The organism is Maribellus comscasis, assembly GCF_009762775.1.
In the GTDB taxonomy this organism is placed as follows: Bacteria; Bacteroidota; Bacteroidia; order Bacteroidales; family Prolixibacteraceae; genus Draconibacterium; species Draconibacterium comscasis.
The window spans coordinates 6952062-6964214 of sequence record NZ_CP046401.1; the positions used below are offsets into that span (position 1 = coordinate 6952062).

Consider the following 12153-nt stretch of genomic DNA (forward strand, 5'->3'; position numbering starts at 1 on the left):
CTTGATTTAAAAATTGAAGCTTTTATTCGCAATAAATATAAGCCATAAACAAGAAGTTGTAAAAAAAGACGATAAAATTATTCCCGGAATTTACATCTGATTTCCGTATTGTTTAGCCGGAATCTTTAGAACAGTCCAAACATTTTAACTAATCCTCCTCCGGGTGTTCCTCTTTTTTCTGCTGAATACCTGAAAACAAAATTTGATAATTCCAGCTGCTTTTGTACGATACAACCAAAATAAAAACAATCGATACAGCCAGTAATCCCCAAAACTCACCCGACGGATCAACCTCTTTTTGAATAAACATGGCCGGAGTTTGTAACACGGAAGATTTGCTGGTTACAAAAATAGAAGAAAGGATATTGTTTACAGAATGTACCCCAATGGCCAACTCAATTCCATCATCCAAAATTGAAATAACTCCAAATACAATTCCAAACAAAATATAACTGGGTATCATCGTCCAGAAACCAAACTCTTTAATTTCCGGATTCATGCAGTGTAACAATGCAAAAAAGACAGATGGCAAGAGTACCGCCAGCCATCGCTTTTTGGTCCACGAGCCAACGCCCTGTGCCAAATACCCGCGAAAAAAAAACTCTTCAGTACCAGCCTGAAATGGAATCAATAATAAAGAAATAATAACCAGCGGAATAAATTTTGAAAGCTGAAAATTCAATTCATAATTTTCGCGATCAAATAAAAGACTTGCAACCAGAAGGATAACTGCAAATACACCCCACACCAAAAAACCTTTCCAAAACCGTCTCCACCTAAAAACGCCTCCTCCATTAATCACTTCTCTAAAACTTCGTTTGTGAAAGGCTTTAATTAAAAGAATAGAAATAAAAAGCATTACAAGAAACGGGAATACCATCAATACCAATCCCAGGTTCGGATCAATTCCGTAAGCCGAAAGATCCATCGGATTATCAGGAGTCACTATATTCCCACCGTTTCGTGCTGCTCCAATTCCCATTGCAACAACCAGTGGAATGGCACCGATAATTTGCCCGCCTAAAAAACCAATAAGCAAAACCAGCAAATATTTCCACCACTGATTTTCCTGTTTTAATGCGCTTTCAAGATGTTTCATTTTAATAAGTATTGTCTGAGAATATTCTGCCTGAAAATAAACAAAATCTCCAGCATCTCATTTTTAATCGTCCAATTTTATCATAATTTTAAGTCAGTTTAAATAGAGTCCCCTACTCTCATTTAATCGCTATCTTTGCTTAAAATATTTGATATGAGCAGTGCAAAATCATATTTCCCACAATTAAAAGACATCACTAAAGCGAAGATCAATCTGAATGACGTCATACTAAAAACTCCGCTTCAAAAGAATTTGAATCTGTCAGAAGAATTCGATGCGAATATTCTGCTTAAGCGCGAGGACTTACAGGTTGTTCGCTCTTATAAATTAAGGGGAGCCTTTAACAAAATCGTTCAGCTTTCAAAAGAAGAATTCAAAAAAGGGGTAGTTTGTGCCAGCGCGGGAAATCATGCACAGGGAGTAGCTTATTCGTGCCGAAAGCTTGGAATTAAAGGTAAAATTTATATGCCGGCCACTACTCCTAAACAAAAAATAAGGCAAGTTGAAATGTTTGGAAAAGACAACGTGGAAGTTGTGCTGATTGGAGACACCTACGATGCTGCTCACAGCGCTGCAACGGAAGATTGCCAAAAAACAGGCATGGCTTTTATTCACCCCTTTGACGATCCCCAGATTATTGAAGGACAGGCAACGGTTGGACTGGAAATTTTACAGGATTCAGTTGAGCAAATTGACTATATTTTTATTCCCGTTGGTGGTGGCGGACTGGCTGCCGGAATTGGCGCTTATTTTAAACAAACCAACCCGCAAACAAAAATTATTGGCGTTGAACCAGCAGGTGCACCGTCAATGAAACATTCTTTTGACGCAGGAAAAGTCACCGAGCTGGAAAACATCGACAAATTTGTTGACGGAGCTGCAGTTCAGCGCGTTGGAGAACATACATTTGAAATTTGCCAAAAAGTAATCGACGACTTGGTAGCTGTTCCCGAAGGACGGATTTGTACTAAAATTCTGGAGCTGTACAACCGCGATGCCATAGTTGTTGAACCTGCCGGGGCGCTTTCCATTGCTGCGCTTGATTTTTACCGCGAAGAAATAAAAGGAAAAAATGTGGTTTGTATTGTCAGCGGCAGCAATAATGATATTACCCGAACGGAAGAAATCAAAGAGCGCTCGCTGCTTCACGAAGGACTAAAACATTATTTTATTGTCCGTTTCCCACAACGTGCAGGTGCTTTGCGAACTTTTGTTGATGTGGTTCTGGGCCCCACCGACGATGTTACCCATTTTGAATATTCAAAAAAGACCAATCGAGAAAAAGGACCTGCGGTTATCGGAGTTGAAGTACAGAAAAAAGAAGATTATTTGGGCCTGATTCAACGTATGGAAGAAAATGGTTTTATCTACGAATATTTAAATGAAAAGCAGGATTTATTTCAGTTTCTGATTTAAAAATAGTTAATACAATGAAAATCAACCCATTCGAACTCGAACGATATTTTGCAAAATATGAATTCACTTCAAAATATTTATTAAGCAGTTCCGACTGCGAATCATTGTCATTGCATGAACTGCTGCAAATGGCTGATGCAGAAACCCATTATTTGTGGGAAAATTTAAAATTGGCTTACACCGAATCCAGCGGTCACCCTAAGTTAAAGGCTGAAATCGTAAAATTGTATCACAGTATTTCAGCCGATGAAATTAATGTGATGGTTCCTGAAGAAGGAATTTTTGTGGCGATGAATTGTATGCTGGAAAAAGGCGACCATGTTATTTCCACTTTCCCCGGTTACCAATCGTTATTTGAAATAGCAAATTCAATTGGCTGTGAAGTTTCAAAGTGGACACCCGAATACCAAAACGGTTGGCAGTTCAGCATCGCCAAGCTGGCGTCGCTGATTCAGAAAAACACAAAGTTAATTGTCATCAATTTTCCGCATAATCCAACCGGCGCAACCATTTCAAAAGAAGATTTGCTCGAAATCATTAGTCTTTGCAAACAAAATAACATCCTTCTTTTTTCCGACGAGATGTACCGTTTTCTGGAATACAATCAAAAAGACCAGCTTCCTTCCGCTTCTGATTTATACAAAAATGCGATTTCTCTTTTCGGACTTTCAAAAAGTTTTGCTCTGCCCGGATTACGAATCGGATGGCTTACATCAAAAAATAAAAAACTAATGCAAGAAATTGCATCGTTTAAAGATTATACAACCATTTGTAATAATGCCCCGGGGGAAATTCTCTCCATCATTGCTTTACGGAATAAAGATAAAATTTTCAAAAAAAATCTCAAAATTATTGCAGAAAATCTGGAGACATTAAATTCATTTTTCAAAAAATATAAAACCATGTTTGAATGGTGTCCGCCCAAAGCGGGGCCAATTGCTTTTCCCGGACTAAAAACCGAGTTAAGCGTTCAACAGTTTTGTGTCGATTTGCTAGAACAAAAAAGTGTAATGCTTCTACCCTCCTCTGTTTACAAGTTCCCCGGAAACTATTTCAGAATTGGATTTGCGCGAACGAATATGAAAGAAGCACTCGCAAACCTGGAAAATTTTATTCTTGAGAAACAAAAAATTACCGGATTAAATTAAAATATTTTTTACATTCGTTCTTTTTGAAACACGCAGATGAAAAAATACATTGGAAATAGCAAAATTCTTATTTTAATTTCCTTTTTCACATTTCTGTATTTTAGTGCTTTTTCACAACCTTTCCGATATACTAAAACCATATTTGAAGAAGTGGATACACTAAAAGAAGTGGAATACGCAAGCGCTGAATGGCTAAATAATCCAATTTCTTTTCTTTCTGTTTACAACATCCATGATGGCGAAAATATAACAGAAACCCGACCATTGTATATGGACATTTTTATGCCCAAAACCGACACGCTTACCAAACGCCCGGCAATTATATTTTCGCATAGCGGGGCATTTTTAATTGGATCAAGATACAACGACGATATGATTGCGATGTGCGATTCATTCGCCCGTAAAGGCTTTGTTACGGCAACGATCGATTACCGGCTTGGAATGGGAGCCACAGTTTCAAGAATTTTAGGTTTAATCGTAAGTTTAAGTGTTGACGAAGAAAACGCATACAGAGCTGCTTACCGAAGTGTACAGGATAGCAGGGCGGCTATCCGTTTTTTGAAATATAATGCAAATGAATTTGGAATTGATTCTTCAAAAATTTTTATGATTGGGAGCAGTGCCGGTGGCATTCAAACTTTATCCACGTTATATATCAACAGCGAGAGTGAAATACCTGAAGGTGTGTTTGCCTCCCCCTCGCTTGGAGGATTAGACATGGTTGGCATTGAAGGCAGTAACTCAATGCCTGCAGCGGCAGTTTCCTTATGGGGAGCTGTGTTGGATACCAAAGTGATTGAGGACAATAATACGCCGCTGCTTTTAATCCATGGCAAAGATGATGAAATTGTTCCGTTTCGAAAAGGAATCCCACTGGAAGGAAATATCCCCGAAAATCCGATAGCGAGTTTTAACATGTCAGAAACATACGGAAGTTTTTGCGTAGACACTGCCCTGAATAACCGTGGAGTTGTGCATGAAACTTATTTCGTAAAAGGTAAAAATCACGAATTTTACGGCGTCGATACCGGCGAATTTCCACCGGAAGGACCGAATGAATACTGGGATACCATTCAACACAAAATGACAGATTTTTTGTTCGACCAGATTTGCCCGGCTGTTGACTTTGATTATGAGATAAATGGAAGAACTCTTATTGCCAGCAATAAATCAACTTCTGACCATTCAGTTTTTTGGGATTTTGGTGACGGGAATACAAGTACGGAGGTACAAACAGAACATAGTTACGAAATGGACGGCGAATATACCGTGAGCCTGACTGTTTGTAACGAAAACCTGGCCTGTGACACAACCAGTAAAACGATTAATATTATCACCGTCCATAATTCTCCTGATTTAAAAATAAGTGATGTAACAATCTATCCAACTCCAGCCTTAAATAAAATTAATGTTACGGGGGTTCCTGTTCCTTTTGACATAAACATCTATAATTTGACCGGCCAACTTCAATTGAGCAAAACAAATATTTCGACAAGGCAGGTAGACATTACCTCGTTAACACCGGGGATTTATATCACAGAGATAAAGAATAAGAACACTTCAACGGTGTGTAAATTTACCAAACAACGACCATAAAAAATTATAAACAAATTTATCTGGTTTATATGGATTCTTGCACGCTTTAAAAAGTGCGTAAAAGGCTATTTTGCCTTTATTACAGGTAAATTTCAAGATTCTTTTTGAATATACAATCTTCAAAAATGAAAAAATAAATTTTGAAATTTTATATGAAATCACTTACTTTGAATTTCAAAGTACTTTAAAATGAAAACTACAGAAAATTATCTGGCTGAAATAAAAGAAATCAGAAAAATGATGGAAGAATCAAGTCGTTTTCTTTCATTAAGCGGCTTATCCGGTATTCTGATTGGTATTTATGCATTGCTTGGTGCTTTCGTCGCATATCAATTAATTTACACCTCCCAAAGTTTTGATATATACAGCAGTAATCTTATACCGAAGTTAATTTTTATCGCTTTAACTGTATTGGCTATTTCTTTGGTTACCGTTGTTTTCCTCACATACAAAAGGGCAAAAAAATCAGGTAAAAAAATATGGAACCCCGGTTCTCGACTCATGTTGTTAAACCTTGCAATACCCCTGATTAGCGGAGGTATTCTGATTTTTATATTTGTATTTCGGGGAATCTATGAAATCATTTCACCAGCGTGTCTTATTTTTTACGGCCTGGCCTTGGTTAACGCGGCCAAATTCACACGTCAGGAAATATTTTATATTGGTTTAATCCAGGTATTTCTGGGGATTCTTGCGGCGCTCTTCCCTATGTTTGCACTGTTACTATGGGCACTTGGTTTTGGAATTATCCATGTGATTTATGGGGCAGTTATGTATTTCAGATACGAACATCAAACAAAAGCCTAAAATTGTGAAAAACAGTTTTCAAAATTTAAATAAAGCCTTTGATAACAAGATCCGGCTTGGCATAATGTCAGTCCTGTCGGTAAATTCGCGCGCATCGTTTAACCATTTAAAAGAAGTGCTTGAGGTTACCGATGGTAATCTTGCCAGCCATCTTAAGTCGCTTGAAAACACAGGATATATCACGGTTAACAAAACATTCAAAAACAGAAAACCCAACACTACCTACAAAATAACAACTACAGGAAGTAATGCATTTGCACAACATTTACAGGCTTTGGAAGAAATACTAAAACAACTCTAATTTTTTTTAAATATGTACTTTGAAAAACAAAGTTCTTTGCAAAAATTAATTATCAAAAAACATGGAAACAAAAGATTTTTTTCAGGACAAACAAAAGTCAATTAATTGGCAAATTACATTGAAGGTATTTATTATCGGAATAATTGCCATTGCTTTACTTGTACCAAAATTTATGATTCTGGGGCTTATCCAGGAGCGCCAAACGACTGCCGAAGTAACAAACAAAGAGGTAATGCAAAAGTGGTCGCTCGCTCAAACGGTGAGAGGTCCTGTTCTTTCCATTCCCTATATTGAAAGAAGTTTCGACAGCGAGGGAAAAGAAACCAGGGACGAAATCCGCGAGTGTTATATTTTGCCCAAAATACTAAATATAGGAGGCGAAATTTTCCCGGAAAAAAGAAAAAGAAGTATTTATGAAACGGTTGTATACGAGTCGGGAATAAAAATTGGCGGCTATTTTGATGCCACAGATTTTGACCAGCTAAATATCCCAGCTGACGATGTATTATGGGAAAAAGCAAAAATTCTGGTTGCCATTAGCGATTTAAGAGGCATTAGCGACAAAATTTCTTTTAACTGGAACGATTCCACTTTTTCTTTTCTGCCCGGAATGGAAAACCGTTTGATTGGAAGCAATGGAATTTCGCTGCCACTCTCCCATTTCTCTTATAAAGATCTCCCTGGGAAATTTCAATTTACACTTCGCCTAAAAGGTTCTGAATCGCTCAATTTTGCTCCCCTGGGCGAAACAACCGAAGTGGCTTTATTGTCCAAATGGAATGATCCCGGATTTGAAGGCACTTTTCTTCCGGCTGTCCACAACATTGACAACAATGGTTTTACAGCACGCTGGAAAATTCTGAATTTCAACCGGAACTTTCCACAGCAGTGGAAAAATGACGAGTACCGTGTTACCGACGCCGACTTTGGAGTTAAACTGGTTACTGTTGCCGACCATTATCAGAAAAGCTCACGATCAGCAAAATACGCCATAATGGTTATTTTATTTGTGTTTCTCTCATTCTTTCTGAGTGAAATTATTGCCAAACAAAAAATACATCCGTTTCAGTATATTCTTGTGGGATTTGCTGTTTTAATTTTTTATCTTTTGTTACTGTCCATTTCAGAACAGCTCGGATTTAACCTGGCTTACCTGATTTCAGCAGTTGCAGTAATAATCATGGTATTATTTTATTCCAGAACCTTCCTAAAAACCTGGATGAATTCGCTGATACAAACCCTAATTCTGACTTTCTCTTTTGGATTCATTTTTGTTCTGATGCAATTGGAAACTTATGCACTTCTGGTTGGAAGCATCGGTTTGTTTGCAGTGCTTGGACTAACGATGTTTTTTACCAGGAAAATCAACTGGTATAATGAGTCATAACTTAAATTCCGGACCAGTAAGCCTGAAGTTGTTTAAAATTAGAATTCACCTTTGAGCTTTCTGGTTCTGTTTACAAACTAAAACTCTTTTTCGCCAAACTCGCTGGAAGGAAGTTTTAGTTTACCATTTTTCCAGTTGAAGTTGTAACTCAGATTTAATACCACAAAATCAGTTTCATAAATATAATTTGTTGTCGTATAAAAATCCTTTCCCCATGTTGAAATACGTTGCCGGTGAGACTGTTCCATTCCCAAATCAATATTTTGCCACTGGACAGTAGCCGTTAAACGATTATCAAGAAATGCTTTTTTGAGTGACATATTGGGAATCAGATAACGAGAATCCTCACCCTGCGCAGTCGGGCGTTTCGACAAATAATTTACATTAGCCTGTAAACTCCATGTTGGTGCAAAACGAAACGTAGTATTTCCGTTTACAGAATGAACCCAACCGGAGTTGTCGATATCAATTGGTGAGGCTCCCAAAATTACCAGGCTCCCCTTATATGACTGATAATAAAGATTACCGCCGACATAAAAATCCCACCATTTTGTAATATGTAAATCAGCCCCCAGTTCCCCTCCAACAGACCGGCCGTTTTCAATGTTGGTATAAACCCGGTTTAATATGGTATCGGCATAAACGCTGTTTACCCGCTGAACCGGATTTTTACTATCCTGTATATAAACAGTAAAAAAAACAGAACTGCCCCCCTCAAACAATTTGGTTATACCAATTTCGCCCAAATAAATAAATTCAGGCTGCAAGTCCGGATCTCCCATCTCAAGCGTTTCAGAATGTTCGCGCTCCGGAATCGGATTTAACTGGTTATTGGTAGAACGTTGAATACGTCTGTTAACCCCAGCCTTTAACTGAAAATCAGGCGTAATTTTGTACAGCAGATTTGCCGAAGGGAAAAAATTTGAAAGCTCCAATACATGAACATTAGGGTCAACCGACAAGTCAACTGTTCTTTTTGAATATTCATACCGCAATCCAACAATATATTCAACCTTTTCTGTATTTGCTGAAAACTGCCCATAACCTGAATGAATCAAATTTTCCGAAATAGCGGTTCCGCGAAAGCGGTCCAAATCAGGCTGGTTAATATCTTCCGGAGTGACTATATAATCAAATACACCATCCTGAGAATCATTTCTATACTGGTAACCGGTTTCCAATTTTCCGTTTCCAATTTCAACAGAGTAATCCAGTTTTGCCCGGTATCCTTCTATCGGTTTTTCGTAAGGATTCTGGACATATTGAATATTTTCACCTCCCGGCCCGGTAAAGTTCCGGTTGTGTGTCGTTCCGTACAGATCATCGTATTCGTATAAAAAAGAAGCTGTTACTGATGAGTTATTTCCAAAAATGTGAGTATAATCAAAGTTTCCCAAGGTAAAAGTTCCTTGTTTTATTTGTTTGTTTGCATTGTAATACTGAACTGCATAGGTTTGGGTATTCTGGGCAATGAGCCTTTGCGAGTTATTGTAAAATAAATCTGCGTCACGCTCCTGGTACCTTTTCCCGGCAAAAACTCCCAACGTAAAAATATTCCTGTTATTAGCGGAAAACTGAATATTTGCGCGTCCGGCATAATTGTATCTGTTAAAGCTTCGTTCTCCTTCCGATGGAAAATAATTTATAGTATTGTTTTCAATATTCTCAATCCAGACGCTTCCTACCCGGTATCCATTTAAATCGTTTCGCGTATAATTTCCTCCAATTGAAATATCCCATTTATTGTTTTGATAATTATAAGTTATATCCCCTCCAAAACGTTCTGAAGTTCGCTTGTTCCCAAAATCTGTTGTGCTTGGTAAACCATAGTGTGCATTTACAATTAAGCCCGAACCGTTGGTTGTTCCTTTTTTTGTGGTAATATTTATAATCCCGGCTTTGCCGTCCGGATCGTATTTTGCTGATGGAGAGGTTATCAATTCAATATTATCGACAGCATTTGCGGGCAACTGTCCGAGGGCTGTTTGCGCATCAGAAAGAACCGGTTTGCCATCGATTAATACTAAAAATCCGCTTGAACCTCTAACTGAAATTTCTCCCTGACCGTTCACAGCAATTGATGGCATATTCTTTAAAACGTCAACCGCTGAACCTCCCTTAGCTGATTCAAATTGCGCTGCCCGGTAAGTTTGCTTGTCAACTCTGTTCATTGCATTTATACGATTCCCTGTCACATTTATCTCATCAACCAACTGACGCGATGGTGCAAGTCTTATTGTACCCAACAACAAATTTTCGTTTACCTGCAGATTGAATGAATCAATTACAGCACTTTCGTATCCTAAAAAATGAGCCTGGATATAATACCGGCCGGAACTTAAATTTTCAATTTTAAAATTTCCGTCCTGACTGGTAATTCCTCCGTTAACCAGCGAAGAATCGCTGACATTATAAATTGCAACACTTGCATATTCCAGGGGCTGTTGGTCAATCTCATCAACAATCTTTCCCGATATACTCGCATTTTGAGCAAAGGAATTCATCGCCAACAGGCTAAACAGCAACAATAGTACTTGTCTCATTTTTTTTTATTTTAACCGGATTTAGTTCTGGACATTATTTGTCATTCCCAAAAAACCAATGTTTATTATCGAATTTGTTGTTGAAACAATGTCAAAGTTTAAAATGTTCAACAATAATTCTTCAATTGATCGCTGATTTTCCATCTGAAAATAAATGATTTCGTATTTTTATAAGATAAATTATATCTAATGAAAAAAACCTGGATTTACGTTGTAATAATTGCCGTCGCTATTGCCGGCATTTTCTTTTTAGCTTCTTCCCTGAAAATAAAAACAAATGACGAAAAGCTTTTGAATTCACAACCAAATATCATTCTCATATTGGGCGATGATATCGGCTACTCTGACATTGGCCCCTTTGGTTCCGAAATAAAAACGCCAAATCTCGATCGACTGGCTAGTGAAGGAATCCGTTTTGCAAATTTTTACAATATGTCGAAATGTGAACCTTCGCGTTCTTCCTTGTTTTCCGGATTATATGAAGGAGGAAAAAACTCCGTAAACTTTGCTCAGATTCTGAAAAATGAGGGATATTATGTTATTCATTCGGGAAAAGAACACTGGATGAACTGGGCGCCGGAACACGTTTTTGCAAAAAATGTTTTTGATCAGTCGTTAACTTTCCGGGCTATGAGTGAATTTTTTGTCCCTCCTTCAGGAGATTTTGTGAATCCGTTTATTTTGAACGGAGATACGGTAACTTACGACCAGATTTACTATGAAAAAAAACCATTTTTTAAAACAGATGTTTTAACGGATAACGCCCTTCGATGGTTAGAAAAACCGGTAACTGAAGAAAAACCATTTTTTCTGTTTTTAGGTTACGGTGCCGCCCACTACCCGCTTCAGGCGAGACCAGAAGATATTTCAAAATACCGAGGCACGTACAAATCAGGATGGGATAAAGTAAGGCTGGAAAGATTTGAAAGTTTAAAAAAAGCAGGCTTGATTTCTGAAAATACCAGACTTAGTCCACCCAGTTCCAATATCAACAAGTTCAGAGGTCATCCGTCCGGAGATGAAGAACGAAGGGCTAAAATTCCAATGTACCGCCCATGGGATTCATTGAACGATAAAGAAAAAGATGAACTGGATTTAGAGATGGCTGTTTTTGCAGCTATGGTTGACAGGATGGATCAAAATATCGGGCGTGTTTTAAGCTACCTCGATGAAAAAGGAATAGCTGAAAATACCATTGTTATTTATCTCTCCGACAATGGCTCCTGTCCATACGACAGCAATCGGGATTTTGATTACCCTCCCGGAGTTGCCGAAGGATTTCGTACGCTTTGTGCCGCTTGGGCAAATGCCGGAAATACGCCTTTTAAGTATTTCAAACAATATGGGCATGAAGGCGGCGCGCATACTCACTTTATTATGCGCTGGCCAAAAAATATTAAAGCAGGGACCATTACGCATCAAACCGGCCATATTGTAGATGTTGCACCAACTTTACTTGACGCAGCGGGTATTAGTTTCCCGGATAAGTTAGGCGAGATAAGTCCGCAACCTTTTCACGGAACATCGCTTATCCCCATTCTTTCCGGAAAAGAAAAAGCAGAACCGGATTTTTATATCTCCGGATGGACTGACCGTTTTAAAATGTATCGTGAAAAGGATTGGAAAATTGTAAAATTGAATGGTAACGACTGGGAATTATACAATATAAAACAAGATCCAACAGAGATGAATGATCTTGCCGGATCATTACCGGAAAAGGTAAACCAATTAAGGGATAATTACCAGGCCAGGGAGGCGGAGCTAAAAGCAAGTGCAAAATAGTAACTTAAAAAATACAGGTCTGAATAAAGAAAATCCTTAAAGTTTACTATCCCCGTGGCAGAGCCAAGGAGTAT

At 38.1% G+C, this 12153-nt stretch carries 9 protein-coding genes; 7 read left to right on the forward strand and 2 right to left on the reverse strand.

The window, feature by feature from the left end:
* Nucleotides 1–148: 148 nt before the first annotated feature.
* On the reverse strand, nucleotides 149–1099 hold the full coding sequence (locus GM418_RS27865; protein WP_158871114.1) for a CPBP family intramembrane glutamic endopeptidase: 951 nt from the start codon (nucleotides 1097–1099) through the stop codon (nucleotides 149–151).
* A 153-nt stretch (nucleotides 1100–1252) separates the two neighbouring features.
* Here GM418_RS27865 and ilvA point away from each other — a divergent pair, with 153 nt between their 5' ends.
* The 6 genes from ilvA to creD all read left to right on the forward strand — a co-directional run bounded on the left by ilvA (nucleotide 1253) and on the right by creD (nucleotide 7754).
* Nucleotides 1253–2515: a threonine ammonia-lyase gene (gene ilvA / locus GM418_RS27870; RefSeq protein WP_158871116.1), complete on the forward strand. Its 1263-nt coding sequence runs from the start codon at nucleotides 1253–1255 to the stop codon at nucleotides 2513–2515.
* Between the two features lie 14 nt (nucleotides 2516–2529).
* Entirely contained in the window at nucleotides 2530–3663 is a 1134-nt protein-coding gene (locus tag GM418_RS27875; RefSeq protein WP_158871118.1) for an aminotransferase class I/II-fold pyridoxal phosphate-dependent enzyme, read from the forward strand.
* 36 nt (nucleotides 3664–3699) lie between these two features.
* Nucleotides 3700–5259 carry a PKD domain-containing protein gene (locus GM418_RS27880; RefSeq protein WP_158871120.1) on the forward strand — a complete coding sequence of 520 codons (1560 nt, stop codon included), beginning with the start codon at nucleotides 3700–3702 and terminating at the stop codon, nucleotides 5257–5259.
* 189 nt (nucleotides 5260–5448) lie between these two features.
* Nucleotides 5449–6066: a hypothetical protein gene (locus tag GM418_RS27885; protein ID WP_217447614.1), complete on the forward strand. Its 618-nt coding sequence runs from the start codon at nucleotides 5449–5451 to the stop codon at nucleotides 6064–6066.
* A gap of 4 nt (nucleotides 6067–6070) precedes the next feature.
* Nucleotides 6071–6367: a winged helix-turn-helix domain-containing protein gene (locus tag GM418_RS27890; protein ID WP_217447615.1), complete on the forward strand. Its 297-nt coding sequence runs from the start codon at nucleotides 6071–6073 to the stop codon at nucleotides 6365–6367.
* A 61-nt stretch (nucleotides 6368–6428) separates the two neighbouring features.
* Entirely contained in the window at nucleotides 6429–7754 is a 1326-nt protein-coding gene (gene creD / locus GM418_RS27895) for a cell envelope integrity protein CreD (protein WP_158871124.1), read from the forward strand.
* A gap of 77 nt (nucleotides 7755–7831) precedes the next feature.
* Here the strand turns inward: creD and GM418_RS27900 are convergent, their stop codons facing one another.
* On the reverse strand, nucleotides 7832–10297 hold the full coding sequence (locus GM418_RS27900; RefSeq protein ID WP_158871126.1) for a TonB-dependent receptor: 2466 nt from the start codon (nucleotides 10295–10297) through the stop codon (nucleotides 7832–7834).
* A gap of 189 nt (nucleotides 10298–10486) precedes the next feature.
* On the opposite strand from GM418_RS27900, the gene GM418_RS27905 reads away from it, so the two are divergent.
* On the forward strand, nucleotides 10487–12079 hold the full coding sequence (locus GM418_RS27905; protein ID WP_158871128.1) for an arylsulfatase: 1593 nt from the start codon (nucleotides 10487–10489) through the stop codon (nucleotides 12077–12079).
* Nucleotides 12080–12153 lie beyond the last annotated feature (74 nt).

Excerpts from the sequence above, each read along its gene's own strand:
- GM418_RS27865 (WP_158871114.1), bottom strand. The coding sequence starts at position 1,099 with ATGAAACATCTTGAAAGCGCATTAAAACAGGAAAATCAGTGGTGGAAA.
- ilvA (WP_158871116.1), top strand. The coding sequence starts at position 1,253 with ATGAGCAGTGCAAAATCATATTTCCCACAATTAAAAGACATCACTAAA.
- GM418_RS27875 (WP_158871118.1), top strand. The coding sequence starts at position 2,530 with ATGAAAATCAACCCATTCGAACTCGAACGATATTTTGCAAAATATGAA.
- GM418_RS27880 (WP_158871120.1), top strand. The coding sequence starts at position 3,700 with ATGAAAAAATACATTGGAAATAGCAAAATTCTTATTTTAATTTCCTTT.
- GM418_RS27885 (WP_217447614.1), top strand. The coding sequence starts at position 5,449 with ATGAAAACTACAGAAAATTATCTGGCTGAAATAAAAGAAATCAGAAAA.
- creD (WP_158871124.1), top strand. The coding sequence starts at position 6,429 with ATGGAAACAAAAGATTTTTTTCAGGACAAACAAAAGTCAATTAATTGG.
- GM418_RS27900 (WP_158871126.1), bottom strand. The coding sequence starts at position 10,297 with ATGAGACAAGTACTATTGTTGCTGTTTAGCCTGTTGGCGATGAATTCC.
- GM418_RS27905 (WP_158871128.1), top strand. The coding sequence starts at position 10,487 with ATGAAAAAAACCTGGATTTACGTTGTAATAATTGCCGTCGCTATTGCC.